At 70.3% G+C, this 20,656-nt stretch carries 17 protein-coding genes; 8 read left to right on the top strand and 9 right to left on the bottom strand.

The features are described from left to right. Positions 1 to 54 precede the first annotated feature (54 nt). The 3 genes from RIC31_RS15420 to RIC31_RS15410 all read left to right on the top strand — a co-directional run bounded on the left by RIC31_RS15420 (position 55) and on the right by RIC31_RS15410 (position 4,205). On the top strand, positions 55 to 1,476 hold the full coding sequence (locus RIC31_RS15420; RefSeq protein ID WP_502990129.1) for a M20 family metallopeptidase: 1,422 nt from the start codon (positions 55 to 57) through the stop codon (positions 1,474 to 1,476). Between the two features lie 117 nt (positions 1,477 to 1,593). Next, positions 1,594 to 3,792, top strand: coding sequence for a hybrid sensor histidine kinase/response regulator (locus RIC31_RS15415; protein WP_350109348.1), 2,199 nt, complete (start codon positions 1,594 to 1,596; stop codon positions 3,790 to 3,792). Beyond that, positions 3,789 to 4,205 carry a response regulator gene (locus RIC31_RS15410; RefSeq protein ID WP_350109344.1) on the top strand — a complete coding sequence of 139 codons (417 nt, stop codon included), beginning with the start codon at positions 3,789 to 3,791 and terminating at the stop codon, positions 4,203 to 4,205. Before RIC31_RS15415 ends, RIC31_RS15410 begins: the two co-directional genes overlap by 4 nt. A gap of 16 nt (positions 4,206 to 4,221) precedes the next feature. On the opposite strand, the gene RIC31_RS15405 is transcribed toward RIC31_RS15410, so the two are convergent. After that, positions 4,222 to 5,802 (bottom strand): helix-turn-helix domain-containing protein, encoded by a 1,581-nt coding sequence (locus tag RIC31_RS15405; RefSeq protein WP_350109341.1) that lies wholly within the window; start codon positions 5,800 to 5,802, stop codon positions 4,222 to 4,224. Positions 5,803 to 6,022: 220 nt separating this feature from the next. On the opposite strand from RIC31_RS15405, the gene RIC31_RS15400 reads away from it, so the two are divergent. From RIC31_RS15400 to RIC31_RS15380, 5 genes are all read left to right on the top strand, one after another. After that, on the top strand, positions 6,023 to 7,366 hold the full coding sequence (locus tag RIC31_RS15400) for a substrate-binding protein (protein ID WP_350109338.1): 1,344 nt from the start codon (positions 6,023 to 6,025) through the stop codon (positions 7,364 to 7,366). 108 nt (positions 7,367 to 7,474) lie between these two features. Then, on the top strand, positions 7,475 to 8,491 hold the full coding sequence (locus tag RIC31_RS15395; RefSeq protein WP_350109335.1) for a branched-chain amino acid ABC transporter permease: 1,017 nt from the start codon (positions 7,475 to 7,477) through the stop codon (positions 8,489 to 8,491). A 3-nt stretch (positions 8,492 to 8,494) separates the two neighbouring features. Continuing rightward, a complete protein-coding gene (locus tag RIC31_RS15390) occupies positions 8,495 to 9,661 on the top strand; it encodes a branched-chain amino acid ABC transporter permease (RefSeq protein ID WP_350109332.1) in 1,167 nt (388 codons plus the stop codon). A gap of 10 nt (positions 9,662 to 9,671) precedes the next feature. Next, positions 9,672 to 10,427 (top strand): ABC transporter ATP-binding protein, encoded by a 756-nt coding sequence (locus tag RIC31_RS15385; protein WP_350109330.1) that lies wholly within the window; start codon positions 9,672 to 9,674, stop codon positions 10,425 to 10,427. Continuing rightward, a complete protein-coding gene (locus RIC31_RS15380; protein ID WP_350109328.1) occupies positions 10,424 to 11,176 on the top strand; it encodes an ABC transporter ATP-binding protein in 753 nt (250 codons plus the stop codon). Before RIC31_RS15385 ends, RIC31_RS15380 begins: the two co-directional genes overlap by 4 nt. A 167-nt stretch (positions 11,177 to 11,343) precedes the next feature. Here RIC31_RS15380 and RIC31_RS15375 read toward each other — a convergent pair whose 3' ends face one another. From RIC31_RS15375 to RIC31_RS15340, 8 genes are all read right to left on the bottom strand, one after another. Then, positions 11,344 to 14,079, bottom strand: coding sequence for an ATP-binding protein (locus RIC31_RS15375; RefSeq protein ID WP_350109326.1), 2,736 nt, complete (start codon positions 14,077 to 14,079; stop codon positions 11,344 to 11,346). Beyond that, a complete protein-coding gene (locus tag RIC31_RS15370) occupies positions 14,079 to 14,342 on the bottom strand; it encodes a hypothetical protein (protein WP_350109324.1) in 264 nt (87 codons plus the stop codon). The genes RIC31_RS15375 and RIC31_RS15370 overlap by 1 nt, the downstream gene beginning before the upstream one ends. A gap of 16 nt (positions 14,343 to 14,358) precedes the next feature. Beyond that, on the bottom strand, positions 14,359 to 14,727 hold the full coding sequence (locus tag RIC31_RS15365) for a response regulator transcription factor (protein WP_502990128.1): 369 nt from the start codon (positions 14,725 to 14,727) through the stop codon (positions 14,359 to 14,361). Positions 14,728 to 14,848: 121 nt separating this feature from the next. Continuing rightward, a complete protein-coding gene (gene atzF / locus RIC31_RS15360; RefSeq protein WP_350109318.1) occupies positions 14,849 to 16,642 on the bottom strand; it encodes an allophanate hydrolase in 1,794 nt (597 codons plus the stop codon). Positions 16,643 to 16,668: 26 nt separating this feature from the next. Beyond that, the gene (locus RIC31_RS15355) at positions 16,669 to 18,336 is read right to left on the bottom strand and encodes a dipeptide ABC transporter ATP-binding protein (protein WP_350109315.1); all 1,668 of its coding nucleotides are present in this window, start codon (positions 18,334 to 18,336) and stop codon (positions 16,669 to 16,671) included. Positions 18,337 to 18,340: 4 nt separating this feature from the next. Further along, positions 18,341 to 18,757, bottom strand: coding sequence for a hypothetical protein (locus RIC31_RS15350; RefSeq protein WP_350109312.1), 417 nt, complete (start codon positions 18,755 to 18,757; stop codon positions 18,341 to 18,343). Positions 18,758 to 18,761: 4 nt separating this feature from the next. Next, positions 18,762 to 19,634, bottom strand: a complete 873-nt coding sequence (locus tag RIC31_RS15345; protein WP_350109309.1) for an ABC transporter permease — start codon at positions 19,632 to 19,634, stop codon at positions 18,762 to 18,764. Beyond that, positions 19,631 to 20,656, bottom strand: a complete 1,026-nt coding sequence (locus tag RIC31_RS15340) for an ABC transporter permease (protein WP_350109306.1) — start codon at positions 20,654 to 20,656, stop codon at positions 19,631 to 19,633. The genes RIC31_RS15345 and RIC31_RS15340 overlap by 4 nt, the downstream gene beginning before the upstream one ends.

Raw genomic sequence — 20,656 nt, 5'->3', positions numbered from 1 at the left:
GCCACGCGGCGTCTCATGCAGCCTTGTCCGAAGCTGTCCCGGAACACCCATGTCATGATCAGGAACACCGACGAGGTCTGGTCCCTCGTGGAGGCCAAGCGCGAGCGGTTCTTCGAGCTGAGCGACCGGGTCTGGGGGATGCCGGAGCTCAACTACGCCGAGGAGCGCTCCTCGGCCGAGCACGCGGCCATGCTGGAGGCCGAGGGGTTCCGCATCGAGCGCGGCCTCGCCGGCCTGCCGACCGCGGTCATGGGCGAGGCCGGCGAAGGCGGGCCGGTGATCGCCATCCTCGGCGAGTTCGACGCCCTGCCGGGGCTCAGCCAGGCGGCCGGGGTGGCGGAGCGCCGCGAGGTCGAGGCCGGCGGCAACGGCCATGCCTGCGGCCACAACCTGCTCGGCTCGGGGGCGCTGCTGGCTGCGACCGCCGTGAAGGACTGGCTGGCGGCCAACGGCCTGCCCGGGCGGGTGCGCTACTACGGCTGCCCGGCCGAGGAGGGCGGCTCGGCCAAGGGCTTCATGGTGCGGGCCGGCTGCTTCGACGACGTCGACGTGGCGATCTCCTGGCATCCCGGTCCGTTCGCCGGGGTCAACACGCCGATCTCACTGGCCTGCAACGAGATGGACTTCCTTTTCTCCGGCCGGTCGTCGCACGCCGCCGCCTCGCCGCATCTCGGGCGCAGCGCGCTGGACGCGGTCGAGCTGATGAATGTCGGCGTCAACTACATGCGCGAGCACATGCCGAGCTCGGCCCGCATCCACTACGCGTTGCTCGACGCCGGCGGGACCGCACCGAACGTGGTCCAGGGCCGGGCCGTCGTGCGCTACCTGGTACGGGCCCGCGACCTGCCGCAGCTGCAGGCGCTGGTTAGGCGGGTGCAGAAGGTCGCCGAGGGGGCCGCGCTGATGACCGAGACCGCGGTCGAGTGCCGGATCGTCAGCGGCGACGCCAACCTGGTCGGCAACACCCCGCTCGAGGAACTGATGCACAGCCACCTGGAGCGCCTCGGCCCGCCGCCCTTCGACGACGCCGACCGGACGTTCGCGGCGCAGTTCCAGGCGACCCTGAGCGACGAGGATATCGCGGCGTCGTTCCAGCGCTTCGGCATGAAGCCGCGCAAGGGTCTGGCGCTGGTCGACGCGATCTACCCGCTCGGCGCCGGCGACGGCAGCTCGGTCGGGTCGACCGACGTCGGAACGGTCAGCTGGGTGGTCCCGACGGTCCAGATGCGCGGTGCCACGGTGGCGATCGGCACCCCGGGCCATTCCTGGCAGCTGGTCGCCCAGGGCAAGGCGCCGGCGGCGCACAAGGGCATGGAGCATGCCGCCAAGGCGATGGCCTCGACGGCGGCGGAACTGCTGCGCGACCCCGTGCTGGTCGAGAAGGCCAAGGCCGACTTCCGGGAGCGCCTGGTCGGCACGCCGTTCGTCAACCCGATCCCGGACGACGTCGACCCGCCGCTGCCCGGCACGCACTGAGGTCCCGAACCAGGTGGGATTTCGGCCGCCTGTCAGTCCGGCCGCTTGATCCATGTCATTCGCTGCGGTGGCGGCGGATGGCAGGGTCCGGCGGGACTGGAAATCCGGGAGTGCCCCGTGTCGATCACCGCCACCGAGACGTCTGCCGGCGCAGCCGCCGGAATGCTTCGGGGCGACCACGGTCCGCGGGCGCTGATCCTGCTGATCGTCGGGGTACTGTCGCTGGCGGCGGGGCTGCTGGTGCTGGCGGTCGACCGCATCCAGACGACGATGCTGGAACGCGACGCGATCGCCGAGGGGCTGCGCTGGACCAACGGCCTCCTGGAGTCGCTGGAGACCGTCGACACCGTGTTCCAGGGCGGCGAGCTGTCGGCCCGCGACCGGCGCACCATCGAGCTCGCGTCCCGGCTGGGCGGGCTGCAGGCCTTTCTGATCTTCGACCGGGACGGCCGGGTGATCGCCGCTTCGGATCCGTCCGAGATCGGCCGGGTCAACGTCTCGGGCTACTGGGCCAGCGAGGTTCTGCGCGGCAGCCCGCACGCCGCCCTCGAAGCGGTGGCGCCGGCCGACGGCGGGGACGCCGGGGTGGTCGCCGAGACCTACGTGCCGGTGCACGCCCGGGGCGCCGCCGGCGGTCGCGTGATCGGCGCCTTCGAGGCCTATCTGGACGTGTCCGACAGCGCCCGCTCCTATCGGCGCATCGGCCTGTTCGCGTCGGTCGCCGGGGCGCTCCTGATCGCGGTCGCCGGGGCGATCGCGGTCGCGTTCGTGCGTCGGACCATGAGCTTCCGGCTGGAGCGCGAGCGCATGCTCGCTGCCGCCCGCCGGGCGGCCGAGGCGTCAAGTGCCGCGAAGTCCCGGTTCCTCGCGACGGTGAGCCACGAGATCCGGACGCCGATGAACGGCGTCCTGGCGACCGCCGAGCTGCTGGAGGCGACGCCGCTCGTCGCCGACCAGCGCGACATGGTGTCGGTCATCCGGCGGTCCGGCGGCGCGCTGCTGGAGCTCCTGAACCAGATCCTCGACCAGTCGAAGATCGAGGCCGGCAAGCTGGAGCTCGTGTCGGCGCCGTTCGGGCTCTCGGAGCTGCTGCAGGCCGCGGCCGACTGCGTGGGGCCGCTCGCCCGGTCCAAGGACCTGTCGCTGTCGGTGACGGTGTCCGAGGCATTGCCGGAGACGGTGGTCGGCGACGAGGCCAGGCTGCGGCAGGTGCTGCTGAACCTGCTCGGAAACGCCGTGAAGTTCACCGCGCATGGCGCGGTGACGGTGGCGGCGGAGCCGTCCGGCGAAGGCCGGGAGACGGTCGCGATCCGGGTCGCCGACACCGGCATCGGCATCGCCGAGGAGGCGATGGCGCGGCTGTTCCGCCCGTTCGAGCAGGCCGACGCCTCCACCACCCGGCGGTTCGGCGGGACCGGGCTGGGGCTGACGATCGCGCGGGAACTCGCCGAGCTGATGGGCGGCACCCTCGGCGTGGCCAGCACGCCCGGCCGCGGCAGCGAGTTCACGCTGGTGGTGCCGTTGCCCGCCGCGGTGGCCGCGGCGCGCCCGGCGGTGCCGGCGGCCGGCCGGCCGGCACTCGACCTCGACGTGCTGGTCGCCGACGACGACCCGACCAACCGCTGGGTGATCGGCCGCCAGCTCGACCGGCTCGGCTGCCGGGCCGTTGTCGTCGAGGACGGCGCCGCGGCGCTGCGGGCCTGGGCCGCGGAGCCCGACCGCTGGCAGGTGCTGGTGACCGACTGGCACATGCCCGGGCTCGACGGCCTCGGCCTGCTGGAGGCCCTGCACGGGGAGCCGGCCTTCGCGCGGCGGCGACCGATGCTGGTGATGATGACGGCGTCGGGCCTGCCCGAAGAGATCGAGCGCGCGCTGCGCGCCGGGGCCGATCACGTGCTGGTCAAGCCGGTGGCGCTCGACCGGCTGGCGACGGTGCTGTCCGGTGCCGATCGGCCGGCCGCCACGCCGGAACCGGCGGACGACGCCGGTGCGATCCTCGATACCGGTGAGCTCGAGGCCCTGTGCGGCGGCGACGCGGCGATGCTGGCCGACGTGCTCGCGCGGTTCCAGACGCGCCTGGCCGAGGGCGTCGACGAGCTGGCGGCGACCGGCGACGCCCGGCGGCGCCGGGCGGTGGCCCACGCCCTGCGCGGGGCTGCCGCGGCGGTCGGGGCGCGGTCGTTGGCTGCGGCCTGCGCGGGGCTCGAGGCGGCGTCCGGCGACGGCACGGCGGAGCGGGCGGCGGTCGCCCGCGAGGTGGCGCGCCTGCGGGAGGTGCTGCGGGAACGGATGCATCGGGAGGACGCCGCGCCGTGACGACCGGACCGGACATCGCCTATGAGGGCCTGGATGCGCTTGTGATCGAGGACGACGCCTTCCAGCGCAGCCTGATCGTCCAGGCGTTGCGGGTGATCGGGCTCGGCTCGGTGCGCGAGGCGGACGACGGCGAGGCCGGGCTGAAGGCGTGCATGGCGCGGCTGCCCGACCTCGTCGTCTGCGACATCGAGATGGAGCCGATGGACGGGCTGGATTTCCTCAGGGCGCTGCGCCGCACCCGGTCCGGCGCGGTGCGGGCGATCCCGATCGTGTTCCTCACCTCGCACAACGAGTCCGAGACGGTGCGCGCGGCGGTTGCCGCCGGGGTCGACGCGTTCATCGTCAAGCCGCCGACCCTGAAGGCGCTGAAGACCCGGATCGACGCCGTCCTGACTGCGCCGCGCCGACACTAGGCGGACGCCGGCGCGCTCACGCTCCGCTGCGCCCGACGATCGGCTCCTCGGCCCGGTGCAGGCAGTCGAGGCGCGGGCAGAGACGGCAGGACGGGCCGACCGGGATCGCGGTCCGGCCCGCGCTGCCGAGGTCGAGGCCATCGGCATACACGGTCTTGTCGGCATGCATGACGTCGCAGGCCAGCATCACCGCGTGCGGGACCGGCGGTTCGTGGAAGCTCGCCGGCTGCTTGGTCACGGTCCCGGCGACGAACAGGTAGCGGGCGTTGTCCGGGAACCGCACGAGCTGGCGTTGCACCCGGCCCGGGGTCTGGAAGGCCCCGTAGATCGCCCACAGCGGGCAGCCGTGGCCGTGCCGTGGCAGCGGCAGGTCGGGCAGCGGAAACCGCTTGGTGGTGAAGCCGGCGGGGTTGGAGCGCAGGAAGCCGAACGGGATTCCCTCGCTGCCGGGCCGACGCAGGGTCACCAGCCTGTGCGCGACCTGCTCGAAGCTGGCGCGGTAGCGCTGCCGCAGCACCTCTATGTCGTAGCGCACGTCGACCGCGTCGGCATGGAAGCGGTCGTAGGGAAACACGATGGCGCTGGCGGTATAGGAGGCGAGCGCCCGGAACGCCTGGGCGCGCGATGCCGGCGAGGTCAGCCGCGGATCGTCGATCTCGCGCTCGATGGGGTCGCTCGCGCCGAGCTCGGCCGCCAGCCGGGCCATCTGGAACTGCCGGGTGGCGATCGAGGCATGGTCCAGGAACACCAGGGTGCGGGAGTCGGCGTCGTAGGCGCACAAGTTGCGGTAGCGGTCGGCGCCGGCCTCGGCCGGTGGTCGGTTCTCGATCGTCACGCCGTGGCAGTCGGCGAGGTAGCGGGGCAACGCGCCCAACAGGATGTCGCCGTGCCGGCGTACGCCGGTGGCGAGTTCGTCGGCGGCCTGCTCCAGGGCCGGGAAATGGTTCTCGCGCTCGATGATGACGTCGTCGACCTCCTCGGCGACGGTGATCGAGCGGGTGCGCGAGTGCGGCTTGTCGAAGAACGCGGCCAGCGCCTGGGTCACCTCGGACAGGCGCGCGCTCTCGCTCGACAGGATGCTGTGGAAACGGTCGCGCATGTCGGGCGGCAGGTCGTCGGTGGTCGCCAGGATCTCGGAGGTCGAGCGCACCGCGGTGACGTGGGTGAGCAGCTGGTGCACCGCGTCGGCCAGCGCCGGGTCCTGGTTCAGGCGGTCGCTGAGCGCGGCCGCGGTCTGCGCCTGGTCCCGGTAGGCCCGCCAGCATGCCAGCAGCGCCGCCGCCCAGGTCGGGTGCCGGCCGATCAGGTCGCCGACCGAGGCACCGTCGAGCTCGAGGTCGCGCAGCATCGGCTCGGCCGCCAGCTCGACCAGGTCGTCGATCATGCGCTGCTCGGTGCGCCCGGTCAGGGTGTCCGGGTCGAGGTCCAGGATCTCGGTGATGCGGCGCAGCGTCGCCCCGGCGATGGCGCGCTTGTTGGCCTCGATCAGGTTCAGATAGGACGGCGAGATCCCGACCTGCTTGGCGACCCCGGCCTGGGTGAGGCCGAGTTGTCTCCGCCGCTCGCGGATCCGGTATCCGGTCAGTTGACGCGCCATCCCCACACCCCTCCCGCACAGGCCGATCGGCGTGTCCGGTTGTCACATCTTGACACAGCATGCCTTATTAACGAACAAACATTTACACAATACTCAATATTTATCAAGTAGTTATTGACCGCATTTTCTCCTCCGGTACGGTGCGGTCGATGTAGCGCGCGATCAAGACGCCCCGCCGCCGCGAGGGCGCCGCGTTCGGCACATCCAAGGGAGGAACGACATGAATATTTTCGACAGGAATGTGAATCGCCGTCGGCTGCTGCAGGGCGGCGTCGCGGTGACTGCCGGGCTGGCGGCGCCGAATTTCTTCGTCAAGGGCGCCTGGGCCGAGGAGTTCCGCAACAACCCGGGCAGCGCCAAGAGCGTGAAGTTCGGCTTCAACGTGCCGCAGACCGGCGCCTATGCCGACGAGGGCGCGGACGAGTTGCGGGCCTACAAGCTGGCCGTCAAGCACCTCAACGGCGAGGGTGACGGCGGCATGCTGAACACCATGAATCCGAAGTCCCTGAAGGGGAACGGTGTGCTCGGCAAGAAGGTCGAGTACGTCACCGGCGATACCCAGACCAAGTCCGACGCGGCGCGGGCCTCGGCCAAGCGCATGATCGAGAAGGACGGCGTCATCATGTTCTCGGGCGGCTCGTCGTCCGGCGTGGCGGTCGCGGTGCAGTCGCTCGCCCAGGAGATGGGCGTCGTCTTCATGGCCGGCCTGACGCACTCCAACGACACCACCGGCAAGGACAAGAAGCGCTATGGCTTCCGGCACTTCTTCAACGCCTACATGTCCGGTGCGGCGCTCGGTCCGGTGCTGAAGGAGGAGATGGGCACCGACCGCCGGGCCTATCACCTGACCGCCGACTACACCTCGGGCTGGACCCATGAGGAGTCGATCAAGAACACCACCGAGGCTCTCGGCTGGCAGACCGTGAATGCGGTTCGCACCCCGCTCGGCGCCGGCGACTTCTCGCAGTACATCACGCCGGTGCTGAACTCCGGCGCCGACGTGCTGATCCTGAACCACTACGGCAAGGACATGGTCAACTCGCTGACCCAGGCCGTGCAGTTCGGGCTCCGCGACAAGATGGTCAACGGCAAGAAGTTCGAGGTCATCGTGCCGCTGTACTCGCGCCTGATGGCGCAGGGCGCCGGCGAGAACGTGAAGGGCATCCTCGGCACCACCAACTGGCACTGGTCGCTGAAGGACGAGGGCTCCCAGGCGTTCGTGAAGTCGTTCGGCCAGGAATACGGCTTCCCGCCGTCCCAGGCCGCCCACACCTGCTATGTCCAGGCCCTGCTGTACGCCAACGCCTGCGAGCAGGCCGGCACCTTCTACCCGCCGGAGGTCATCAAGACCCTCGAGGGCTTCGAGTTCGACGGCATGGGCAACGGTCCGACCCTGTACCGCGCCGAGGATCACCAGTGCTTCAAGAAGGTTCTGGTGGTGCGCGGCAATCAGAACCCGACCAACCAGTTCGACCTGCTCGAAGTGGTCAAGGAAGTGCCGCGTGAGCAGGTGACCTACGACCCGAAGATCTTCGGCGGCGAGCTCGGGCCGTACAAGGTCTGAGCCTGAGCCGACGGAATACCGGCCGGGCCGCCCGTCGAGATTCGACGGGCGGCCCGTTCCGGTGTCTCCGGTGCCTATGGGACGGTCAGCAGGCGGGGTTGTGACGTCATGGATGCGTTGGTTCTTCAGGCCCTTAACGGGCTCGACAAGGGCGGTGCCTATGCGCTGATCGCGCTCGGGCTGACGCTCATCTTCGGCACCCTCGGGGTCGTCAACTTCGCGCACGGCGCGTTGTTCATGCTCGGGGCCTTCTGCGCCGTCACCATGCAGAAGCTGCTGACGCTGTCGAAACAGATCGAGGACACCAGCGTCACCTTCTTCAAGGCGTTCAAGGAGGTGCCGTATCTGGAGATCTGGTTCGGCGACACCGGCCGGGCGCTGATCGACTATTCGGTGCCGCTGGCGGTCCTGCTGACGGTCCCGGTCATGCTGCTGATCGGCCTGATCATGGAACGCGGGCTGATCCAGTTCTTCTACAAGCGCAGCCACGCCGAGCAGATCCTGGTGACCTTCGGGCTGGCGATCGTGGTCCAGGAGATCGTCCGCTCGGTGTTCGGCGCCAATCCGATTCCGACGCCGGCGCCGGACGTGGTCTCCGGCAGCGCCGACGTCGGTGCCTGGCTCGGCCTCGGGTCCGGCCTGATCTATCCGTACTGGCGGCTGCTCTACCTGTGCTTCTCGCTGGCGATCATCGCCGGGGTGTTCGCGTTCCTGCGCTTCACCACCTTCGGCATGGTGGTCCGTGCCGGCATGCAGGACCGCGAGACCGTCGGGCTGCTCGGCATCGACGTGCAGCGGCGGTTCACCATCGTGTTCGGGATCGCCGCCGTGGTCGCCGGGCTGGCCGGCATGATGTACACGCCGATCCTGCCGCCCGACTACCACATGGGCATGGACTTCCTGGTGCTGTCCTTCGTGGTCGTGGTGGTCGGCGGCATGGGCTCGCTCGAGGGCGCCGTGCTGGCCGGCTTCCTGCTCGGAATCCTGCAGTCCTTCGCGTCGATGAACGAGGTGAAGTCGATCATCCCGGGCATCGACCAGATCATCGTGTACCTGGTGGCCGTCGTCGTGCTGCAGGTCCGTCCGCGTGGCCTGCTGGGCCGCCGCGGCGTCATGGAGGGCTGAGACATGAGCGCCGCCACCGTCGACTCGCTGCGCCGCGGAACCGGCACCCCCGCGCTGTCCACCGGCGGGACCGTGTCGAGCCGAACCGACCACGTCAAGTTCCTGGTCTTCGCGGCCGCCGTGCTGACCATGCCGATCTGGCTGGCGCCGATCGGCGCGTCCTATCCGGACCTGATGCAGAAGTTCGCGATCTTCGGAATCTTCGCGATCGGCTTCAACATCCTGTTCGGGCTGACCGGCTACCTGTCGTTCGGCCATGCGGCCTTTCTCGGGGTCGGCTCCTACGCCGCGGTCTGGTCGTTCAAGCTGCTGACCATGAACGTGATCCCGGCGATGGTCCTCGGGGTCGTCGCGAGCGGCGTGTTCGCGCTGCTGATCGGCTATGTCAGCCTGCGCCGGACCGGCATCTACTTCTCGATCCTGACGCTGGCCTTCGCGCAGATGTCCTACAACCTCGCCTACTCGGTGCTCACGCCGATCACCAACGGCGAGACCGGCCTGCAACTCGCGCTGAACGACCCGCGGATCCTCGACGGACCGGCCGAAGCGGGCCTGCCGAGCACCACCCTGTTCGGAATGGTGACCACCGGCTACACGGGCTTCTATCTCTGCGCGCTGATGCTGATCGTCGCCTACTACGTGGCGATGCGGATCACCCGGTCGCCGTTCGGCATGACCCTGCGGGCCATCAAGTCGAACCAGAACCGCATGAACTACACCGGCTTCAACACCCGGCCCTACACCCTGGCGGCTTTCGTGATCTCTGGCATGTATGCCGGGCTCGCCGGCTCGATGATGGCGGTGGTCGACCCGCTGGCCGGCGCCGAGCGCATGCAGTGGACGGCCTCCGGCGAGGTGGTGCTGATGACCATCCTCGGCGGCAGCGGGACGCTGCTGGGGCCGGTCCTGGGCGCCGGGATCATCAAGTACTTCGAGAACATCTTCTCGGCCTTCAACGACCAGGTGCTGGGGCGGATCTTCGACTTCCTGCCCGAGACCCTGCAGAACCTGATGGTCGCGCTGGTGCATCCGTTCGTGGGCGAGGGCTGGCACCTGACCCTCGGCGTGGTGTTCATGCTGATCGTGATCTTCCTGCCGGGCGGGGTCATGGAGGGGGTGTCGCGGGTGACCGCGCGCCTGGGCCGCTCACGCGCCAACCGGTCGAGCTGAGGGGACGGTCATGGGAATTCTCGACGTTCAGGGCGTGTGCAAGGACTTCGGCGGCCTCAGGGCGCTGAATCAGGTCAACCTGAAGGTCCAGGAAGGCACGGTGCACGCCATCATCGGCCCGAACGGGGCCGGCAAGTCGACGCTGCTGAACTGCTTCGTCGGCCGCCTGCGGCCGGATACCGGCAGCGTGACCTTCAACGGTCGGTCGCTGCTGGGAATCCAGCCGCACCAGATCAACCAGGCCGGCGTCGCCCGGGTGTTCCAGACGCCGGAGATCTTCGCCGACCTGTCGCTGATCGAGAATGTGAAGATCCCGGCCTTCGCCAAGCGCGACGGCGGGTTCCGGCTGGATCTGTGGTCGCGGGTCGACACCCATGCCGGGGTCACCGACCATGCCGAGGCGGTGCTCGAGGACGTCGGGCTGGCCGACAAGCGGCACATGCATGCGGGCTCCCTGTCGCGCGGCGACAAGCGGCGCCTGGAGCTGGCGATGTGCCTGGTCCAGGATCCCAAGCTGCTGCTGCTCGACGAGCCGACCGCCGGCATGTCGCGGGCCGATACCAACGCCACCATCGACCTGCTGCAGCGCATCGGCGAGCGCGGCATCACCAAGATCGTGATCGAGCACGACATGACGGTGGTATTCACCCTGGCCCATACGATCTCGGTGATGGCGCAGGGAACGGTGATCGCCGAGGGCGAACCGGAGGCCATCAAGGGCAATCCGAAGGTCCAGGAAGCCTATCTGGGAGGGGCCCACCTATGAGCGACGCGACACTCGCCGAACCCGCCGCGACCGGCGCCACCGGGGATGCGTATTTCAGCGTCCGCGACGTGCACGCCTACTACGGCGAATCCTACATCGTTCAGGGCGTGTCGTTCGACGTCGCCGAGAACGAGATCGTCGCCCTGCTGGGGCGCAACGGTGCCGGCAAGACCTCGACGCTCCGGGCCATCGCGCGGACCGACCAGCCGGCGCTGATGCAGGGCGAGATCTGGCTGAACGGTACCGCCATCCACCCGATGAAGTCGTTCGAGGCGGCCCGCCAGGGCATCCAGCTGGTGCCCGAGGACCGCCGCATCATCGCCGGGCTGACAGTCGAGGAGAACCTGACCCTCTCGCAGGTCGCCAAACCGATCGGCTGGACCCTGGAGCGGATCTACGGGCATTTCCCGCGGCTCGCCGAGCGCCGCACCCAGGAGGCCGTGACCCTGTCCGGCGGCGAGCAGCAGATGCTGGCGGTCGCCCGGGCGCTGGCCCGGGATATCAAGCTGCTGCTGCTGGACGAGCCCTATGAGGGACTGGCCCCGACCATCGTCCGCGAGATCGAGAAGATCCTGCTGGAGGTCAAGGGCCTCGGCATCACCACGATCATCGTCGAGCAGAACGCGATTGCCGCCCTGCAGCTGGCCGACCGCGCGCTGATCCTCGACATGGGTGAGATCGTGTTCAACGGAAGCGCCAAGGAAGTGCTCGAGGACGCCGACCTCAGGCACCGCTACCTGGCGATCTGAACGGCGCCCGCCGTGCCGTGGGTCCCGGTTCGTCCGCGCGCCGGGGTAGGCTCCGTCGAGGACGGTGACGACGACGATGCGGGGGCAAGTCGTCGCACTCGTCCCGGATGCGGCAGCGCGACCCGGGATCCACGGCACGGCGGGCGCCCCGCCCGGCCTTCGCCGGCTCAGCCCTCGGCGGCGGCACGCGGCGTCTGGCCGGCGTTGCGGTGCAGCGGCAGCGTGACCCGGAAGCAGGCGCCGCGACCGCTGGCCGGCATCAGGTCCAGGGTCCCGTTCATGCGCCGCAGGATCGCCCGGCTGATCGCCAGGCCGAGCCCGGCGCCGGCGGTCGACGAGCGGTCGCTGGTCCAGGCCCGTGCGAATTTGCTGAAGATGTGCTCGCGCTCGGCTGCGGCGATGCCGGGCCCGTTGTCCTGCAGGTCGACCACGAAGCGGCCGTCGACCACGGCGCTGCGGATGCTCAGCCGCGGGCCGGGCCCGGTGTTGTGCTTGATGGCGTTGGAGATCAGGTTGATGAACACCTGGGCCAGCCGGTCGCCATGGCCGAGAACCTCGATCGCTCCCGCCCCGTCGTGGACCTCGACGTCGACACCGGTGGCCATGCCCTGACAGGTCTCGATCGCGCGGGCCAGCACCGCCGAACCGTCGATCGGCTCCAGGGTCCAGGTCAACTCTCCGCGCTCGAGGTGGCTGAGATCCAGGATCTCGTCGAGCAGCCGGGTGAGCCGCAGGGTCTCGTTGTGGATGATCTCGAGGAACCGCTTCGACTGTTCCGACGTCAGGTCGGCGCCGGAGAGCAGGATCTCGGAGAACGAGCGGATCGAGGCCATCGGGGTGCGGACCTCGTGGCTGACCTGGCTGAGGAAGTCGTCCTTCTGGGCATCCAGGGCGCGCAGCCGCTCGTTGGCCTCGCGCAGCTGCCGGGCGGTGGTCTGCAGCTGCTGCGACTTGTGCTCGAGCTGCTGGCTGTACTCGATGACCTGCTGGGTCTCGTCGACCAGCCGCATCAGCTCGTCCAGGCTGATGGTCTCGCCGGTGATCACCTGGCTGACCATGACCCGGGCCGAGGCGGCGCCGATGCCGCCGGCGAGCTGACGCTCCAGATGGGCGATGAACTCGGTGTCCGGCTGGGGCAGGTCGTCGCGGCTGCCCTGCTGGCGTGCGAAGTCGCGGAACAGCCGGTGTGCCTGCTCGGTGCCCAGGATGCGCTGGGCCAGGATGTAGAGGTCGTCGATCGCCGCCGAGCGCCGGATGAACCGCGCCTCGTTGTCCGCCGGGTTGCGGAACACGTCGATGAACAGCGTCGCCTGCAGCCGCTCCAGCGGCTTCTGGTCGCGCAGCAGCGACACCAGCACGAACAGCGCGACGTTGATCCCGAGGCTCCAGAACAGCGAGTGCACCAGCGGGTCGACGCCGACCGCGCCGAACAGCGCTTGCGGCCGTAGCGCGGCGATGCCCCAGGGGCCGTGGTCGAACAGGCTGGCCGGCAGGGCGCCGCCCTCGAAGCTGGGCAGCAGAAGGGTGTAGCCCCAGACCAGCACCCCGGCCAGCAGGCCGACGAAGGCGCCGGTCTTGGACGCTTGGTACCAGTAGAGCCCGCCGATCAGGCTGGGCAGAAACTGGGCGACGCCGGCGAATGCGATCAGGCCCATGGCCGCCAGCGCGTCGGAGCGGGCGCTGGCGACGAAATAGGCGAAGCCGAGCAGCAGTATCATGGCGATGCTGATCCGCCGGCTGACCAGCAGCAGCGTCTTGACGTCGCCGCTGACGCCGGCGCTCCGGCGCCACGGCAGCCGCAGGGCGATCGGCATCACGATGTGGTTCGACACCATGATCGACAGCGCGATGCTGGCCACGATCACCATCGACGTCGCCGACGAGAACCCGCCGATGAACACCAGCAGCGCCAGGGCGCTTTGGTCGTGCAGCATCGGCAGCGTCAGCACGAACATGTCCGGGTTCGATCCCGGCGGCAGGGTGGTCAGCCCGACGATCGCGATCGGCAGGGTGAACAGGCTGATCAGGAACAGGTACAGCGGGAACAGCCAGCCGGCGGTGCGCAGGTGGTTCTCGTCGGCGTTCTCGACCACGGTGATCTGGAACTGCCGCGGCAGGCAGACGATCGCCGCCGCCGACAGGAAGGTCAGCGCCACCCAGCGCGTGCCGAAGGTCTCCGGCCCTTGCAGCACCGTGGCCGCGGCCGGCATCCGGAACACCTCGGGCACGCCGCCGGCGACCCAGAACACCACGTAGAGCCCGACCGCCAGCAGGGCCAGCAGCTTGACCAGGGCCTCCAGCGCGATCGCCGCGACAACACCGTGGTGATGCTCGTTGGCGTCGATGTTGCGGGTGCCGAACAGGATCGTGAAGGCAGCCATGCCGACCGCCACCCAGAACCCGGTGCGGATGTCGATGTCGCGGGTCGGTATGCCGAGCAGCGAGGTGTCGGTGGCCTCGGCCACCACCTGGAAGCTGGCGGTCACGGCCTTCAGCTGCAGGGCGATGTAGGGGGTGGTGCCGATGACGGCGATCAGGGTGACCAGAACCGCCAGCGAGGTGCTCTTGCCGTAGCGCGACGAGATCAGGTCGCCGATCGAGGACGTCCGGTGGATCCGGCCGATCCGCACCAGCTTGCGCAGCAGGAACCACCAGCCCACGAACACCAGGGTCGGCCCGAGATAGATGGTCGCGAACTCCAGTCCGTTGCGGGCTGCCGACCCGACCGCGCCGTAGAACGTCCAGGACGTGCAGTAGACCGAGATCGACAGGGTGTAGACGATCGGCGAGTGCACCAGGCCGAGCCAGCCCTTGCGCGACTTCATGTCGCTGACGAACGCCACCAGGAACAGCACCGCCACGTAGGCCAGCGCCGTGAACAGCACGATATTGGCGGAGAGCATCAGCCCGGTCCCTCGCCGGGTGTCGGGGGGAAGTCGTCGGGATTCGTCACGCCGGTTCGGGCGATGTGCCGCGGCAGCCGGTACGACAGCCAGAGCGCCAGCCCGATCAGGGCCAGCCAGGCGCCGAACACGTAGACCACGATCAGCGGCACGCCGAACAGGCTGATCGGCCGGTCGAAGAACGGCAGGATCGGCGGCAGGAACCCGAGCGCCCCTAACAGCGTCAGCACCAGGATGCCGTCGCGTGCCTTCTGCCAGGACATGCCGCCGTCTCCGCGGTCAGCCGCCCGCCAACCGCTTGATACGATCGACGACGTCCTGGTTCGAGAACGGCTTGGTGACGAAGGCGTCGGCGCCGAGATCCTCGGCGGTCTTGCGGTCGCGCTCCTGGCCCTTGGCGGTCAGCACCATGACCGGGATGCCGCTCAGGCCGGGATCGGTCTTGATCAGCTTCAGCACCTCGAAGCCGGTGCGGCGCGGCAGCATGACGTCGAGCACGAGCACGTCCGGCCGGTCGGTCCGCAGCCGCTCCATGACCGACTCGCCATCGAACACCGCCGACACCACGCAGCCTTCCCGGCCGAGAATGAAACTCAGCGACTCCACGAGATTCGGCTCATCCTCGGCGATCAGAACCCGTGCCGACACGCCCATCCTCCCCCTCGGGAACCCGGCCGCGGCTTGCTTTGCCGCTTGTCGCCCCACCCGAGTGTACCCGGCCCGCGGGGCCTGAGGAACGGGATTGTCGCGGCGGTGGCGTGCCGGCCCGCTACCGTGCCGCCAGGAAGGACCGCCAACCGCCGTGCACGGTGATATCGGCGGCCTCGCGAACGCCGATCGCCTCGCACAGGAAGCCCTTCACCGGCGAGCCCTCCTCGAGCGTGAGGGTGCCGATGCCGAGCGGTGCCGGGACGGTCCGCAGGAACGCCCCGAGCGCCCGCTCGGGCAGGGCCCAGACTTCGAGTTCGATGGCCGCGCCGTCGTCGTGGCGGACCAGGCCGGGCTTGTGCGGCGGCCCGCCGGGCAGGGCATACAGGCGATAGCAGGGGGCCGTGCGGGTACGCCGCAGGAAGCGGCCGCCCAGCCGTGTCAGGTCGCCGTTCAGCGGCAGTCCGCTCATATGGGCGCCGACCACCGCCAGGGCGATCTCGTCGGGGCCCGCCCCGGCGATTGCCGGCGCCGCCGCCGGTACCGGATGCCCGGTGGCACCGCAGGTGACGCCGGCGGTGGCGTGCAGGGCCGCGGCCAGCCCGGCCACCGCATGGTCCCGCCCGGCGGCCGCCAGCAGCGTGACGCCGCCCGGCCGGCCGTCGGACCGCGGCGCCACCGGGACCGCGATGCCGCACAGGTCGAGCAGGTTGACGAAGTTGGTGTAGGTGCCGAGCCGGGTGTTCGGGCCCAGCGGGTCGGCCTCCAGGTCGGCCCGGGTGACGAAGGTCGGGATCGACGGGACGCACAGCAGGTCAACCGCGGCCAGCGCCGGTGCGACCCGCTGCTTCAGCTCCATCAGCCGGTAGACACCCCGGAACGCGTCGACGGCGGTGTAGTTCTCGGCCTTGGCGATCACCTGCCGGGTCACCGGGTGCACGGCCTCCGGACGGTCGCGCATCATCGCCTCGATCGCGGCGTAGCGCTCGGCCACCCAGGGGCCGTCGTACAGCAGTTCGGCGACCGCATAGAGCGGCTCGAAGTCGAGCTCGACGATGTCGGCGCCCATCGCCTCGAGCTGCGTGAGGGATGCTGCGAAGCTCGCGGCCTGCACCGTGTCGCCGAAGAACCGCCGGCCGGCGGGATCCGGCACGCCGATCCGGAGGGCCGGCGGCGGCGGCGACAGCGGCCGGACCGGCAGCGGCCGCGAATAGGCGTCCGCCGGATCGAAGGCGGCGGCGACGGCGAGCACGGCATGGGCGTCGGCGACCGTCAGCGCGAAGATCGAGATAGTGTCGAGGCTCCGGCATGCCGGCACCACGCCGCCGCAGGACAGCATCCCCAGGCTCGGCTTCAGGCCGACGATGTTGTTCAGCGCCGCCGGCACCCGGCCGGACCCGGCGGTGTCGGTGCCGAGCGCGAAGCCGACCAGGCCGGCGGCGACCGCCACCGCCGACCCCGAGCTGGAGCCGCCGGGCACGATCGCCGGATCGATCGCGTTGCGCGGGATCGGGTAGGGCGAGCGCACGCCCACCAGGCCGGTCGCGAACTGGTCCAGGTTGGTCTTGCCGATGGCGATGGCGCCGGCGCGCCGCAGGCGGGCGACGCAATGGGCGTCCGCCTCCGGCGTGTAGGCGTAGGCCGGGCAGCCGGCGGTGGTCGGTACGCCGGCGAGGTCGATGTTGTCCTTGATGGCGAACGGGATGCCCCACAGCGGCATGTCGGCCGCGTCGGCGAAGGGCGGCAGCGCGCGGGCGGCGGCCAGCGCCTGCTCCTTCGGCAGCAGGTGGATGAACACGCCGGGATCGGCATGCGCCGCGATCCGCCGGTACACGTCCTCGACGACGTCGACGGGCGTGGTACCGGTTGCATAGGCGGCTCGCAGGGAGGCGAGGTCGAACGGAAGGTCCGGCATCGTGGGTCTCTCGGGACTGTGGGCGGTCAGGATGCGGCGGCGGCGGTCGTCGCGCTCTCCGCCGGCGGATCGGATCGCGGCGGTGTCGGCACCGCCGCCAGCAAGCTGCGCGTGTAGTCGGAGGCGGGAGCGGTCATGACCCGTTCGCTCGGGCCCTGCTCGACGATCTCGCCGCCGCGCATGACCACGATCCGGTCGCACAGCAGCCGGACCACGTGCAGGTCGTGGCTGACGAACAGGTAGCTCATGCCCAGCCGTTCCTTCAGGTCGACCAGCAGGTTCAGCACCACCGCCTGGATCGAGACGTCCAGCGCCGCCGTCGGCTCGTCCAGGATCAGCAGCTTCGGCTCCAGCGCGATCGCCCGGGCGATCCCGACCCGTGCCTTCTGCCCGCCCGAGAGCTGGTGCGGGAACCGGTCGAGCAGGGGGCGCGGCAGGCCGACCAGGTCGGCCAGCTCGTCGATCCGGTCGCGGCGTGCGGCGCGGCCCAGGCCGCCGAGCCGGGCCAGCGGGTCGGCGATGCAGTCGCGGGCGGTGAAGCGCGGGTTCAGGCTGTCGGTGGCATCCTGGAACACCAGCTGCAGCGAGGCCCGCCGCGGGTCGCGGGCGAAGTTCTTCGACGGGGTCAGCGCCAGGTCGTCGCCGGCGAACAGGATCTCGCCCGAGGTCGGGTCGAGCAGCCGCATGATCATCGCCGAGGTCGTCGACTTGCCGCAGCCGGATTCGCCGACCAGGCCGACGCTCTCGGACTCGAGGATGTCGAAGGAAACGTCCCTGACCGCGTGCACGGTCTTGCCGTCGCGCTCGAAGGTCTTGGTCAGGTTGCGGACCGACAGCAGTGCCCGGTCGCCGGTCCGGTTGACGGGGACCGGGGTCCGGAGCTCCGGCGGCAGCAGCTCGCGCACCCCGACGCCGTGCCGCGGGGTCGCCGCGACCAGCTTGCGGGTATAGGGGTGCCGGGGGGCCGCGAAGATCGCCCGGGCGTCGCCCTGCTCGACCAACTCGCCGTTGCGCATGACCGCCACCCGGTCGCAGTAGGCCGCCGCCAGGCCGAGGTCGTGGGTGATCAGGATGGCGCTCAGCTGGCGCTCCCTGATCAGCTCGGCCACCAGGTCCATCACCGCCTTCTGGGTGGTGACGTCCAGGCCGGTGGTCGGCTCGTCGGCGATCAGCAGCTTCGGGTCGCAGGCCAGCGCGAGCGCGATCACGATGCGCTGGCACATGCCGCCGGAAAGCTCGAAGGGGTAGGCGTGGTAGCGCTCGGCGGCGTCGCGGATGCGCACCGCCTCGAGCGCGGCGATCGCCCTGGCCCGCGCGTTCTGCCGGGTCGCCCGGCCGTGCCGCAGCAGCACGTCCTCGATCTGCCGGCCGACCTTGCGGATCGGGTTGAGGGCGGCGCGCGGGTTCTGGAAGATCATCGAGATCTCGCGGCCGCGCAGGTCGGCCATATCGCGCTCCGAGGCCTTCCGCAGGTCGACGCCGCCATAGGTCATGTCGCCGGCCTTGATGCTGCCGCCGGCGTCGAGGATCCGCATCAGCGCATAGGAGGTCACCGACTTGCCAGAGCCGGACTCGCCGACGATCGCCAGGGTCTCGCCACGGGCCACCGAGAAGCTGACCCCGCGCACCGCGTCGACGGTGCCGCGGCGGGTGCGGAACGCGACGGCGAGGTCCTTGATGTCGAGCAGGGCCATGGCGTCACCTCACTTGCGCGGACGGGACGGAGCGGCGGGTGGGTTCCGGCTCCGTTCCGCCTTCGGCGGCCCGGTCCGGAATGACGAATACTTTAAGGCCGTCATTCCGGACGGACGCGCCGCCCTCGGCGCGGCCGAGCCGGATGGGACGGGGCGGCGGGCGGGGTTCCGGCTCCGTTCCGCCTTCGGCGACCCGGTCCGGAATGACGAATATTTTAAGGCCGTCATTCCGGACGGACGCGCCGCCCTCGGCGCGGCCGAGCCGGATGGGACGGGGCGGCGGGCGGGGCTCCGGCTCCGTTCCGCCTTCGGCGGCCCGGTCCGGAATGACGAATACTTTAAGGCCGTCATTCCGGACGAACGCGCCGCCCTCGGCGCGGCCGAGCCGGTACCCACGCAGCGACGGGCGCTTGCTTGCCATGGCGTCACGTCCTCATGCGGGGATCGACCATGTCGCGCAGACCGTCGCCCAGCAGGTTGAATGTGAAGACCGCCAGCATCAGGGCCAGGCCCGGGAACACCGCGAGCCACCATTCGCCCGACACGATGAAGTTGGCGCCCTCGGCGACCATGATACCCCACTCCGCGGTCGGCGGCCGCACGCCCAGGCCGATGAACGACAGGCCGGCGGCGTTCAGGATCGCCCAGCCGAGATTGAGCGAGACCTGCACCATCGTCGGCGGCAGGGCGTTCGGGAAGATGTGCAGCGCCAGCACCCGCCAGTCGGGGTTGCCGGACAGCCTGGCGGCCAGCGCGAAGCCGGACTCCCGCCGGATATTGACCTCGGCCCGCACCAGCCGGGCGTAGAACGGCACGTTGATGATGGCGGTGGCGTAGACCACGTTCTCGATGGTGTTGCCCATCGCCGAGACGATGCCCATGGCCAGCACGAACAGCGGGAACGCCATGACGGTGTCCAGCATCCGGCTCAGCACCCGGTCGGTCCAGCCGCCCCAGTAGCCGGCGGCTGCCCCCAGGACCGAGCCGACCGCGAAGGACAGGGCGACCGCCGAGACCGAGATCGCCAGGTCGAGGCGGGTCGCCACCAGCACCCGGCTGAACACGTCGCGGCCGAGGTTGTCGGTGCCGAACCAGTGGTCCCAGGACGGCGGCGACATGGCGTGGGCGGCGTTCGAGGCGTAGGGATCGTAGGGCGCGACGAGAGGGCCGAGCAGGGCGGCGAACAGCAGCAGCCCGAGCATGCCGAAGGCGAGCCCGGTGACCGGGTTGGAGCGCAGCACGTAGGCGACGTGCCGGAGGGTCGACCCGGACGGGGCGGGGATCGGGGTGTCGGTCATCGGCTTTCGAACCCGATACGCGGATCGATCAGCGTGTAGGCGATGTCGATCGCGAGGTTGAGGGCGACGAACAGCATGGCCATCGCCAGCACGAAGCCCTGGACCGCGGCGTAGTCGGACACCACCAGGGCGTCGACCGCGTAGGAGCCGATGCCGGGCCAGGCGAACACCTTCTCGACCAGCACGTTGGCGCCGAGGGTGAACGAGAACACCATGCCGAGGGTGGTGAGCACCGGCAGCATCGCGTTGTGGAAGGCGTAGCGGTACACCACCGTCACCCGGGTCAGGCCGGCGGCCCGCGCGGTCCGGATGAAGTCCGACGACAAGGCCTGCAGCATCGAGGCCCGGGTGATCCGCGAGATCGGGGCGAGCGTGAACAGCGCCAGGGTGATGGCCGGCAGCACGATCTGCCTGGCCGCCCCGCCCCAGGTCTCCCAGTCGCCGTCCAGGGCCGCGTCGACCAGGAAGAAGCCGGTGATCCGGGGCGGGTCGAGGTAGACGAAGTCGAGCCGGCCGATCGGCGTCGGGGCCAGGCCGAGCAGGTAGTAGAACACGTAGATCAGGGCGAGGCCGGTGAAGAAGGTCGGCAGCGACACCCCGGCGGTCACCAGCACCCGGCACAGGTGGTCGGCCCAGGAGCCCGGCCGGGTGGCGGCCAGGATGCCGAGCGGCACTGCCACCGAGATCGACAGCAGCAGGGCGGTGAGCGTCAGTTCCAGCGAGGCCGGCAGGCGCCGCGCCAGTTCCTCCAGCACCGGCTGTCCGGTCGAGATCGACTGGCCGAGATCGCCCTGCAGCAGCTGCCGGACATAGATCCCGAACTGCTCGGGCAGCGACCTGTCGAGGCCGAGGGCGGCACGGATCTCGGCGATCGACTGCTCGTCGGCGGCGGCCCCGGCGAAGAACACCGCCGGGTCGCCGGGCAGCGCGCGGGTCAGGACGAAGGTGACGATCACCACCCCGACCACCACCGGGATGGCCTGGGCGATCCGGGAGGCAATGGTCCGCGCGCGCCCGGCCAT

The sequence above is a fragment of the Thalassobaculum sp. genome (assembly GCF_040219615.1).
Lineage (GTDB): Bacteria > Pseudomonadota > Alphaproteobacteria > Thalassobaculales > Thalassobaculaceae > Thalassobaculum_A.
Note: the sequence above shows the minus strand (reverse complement) of the source record. Positions and strands in the feature narration are given on the sequence as shown.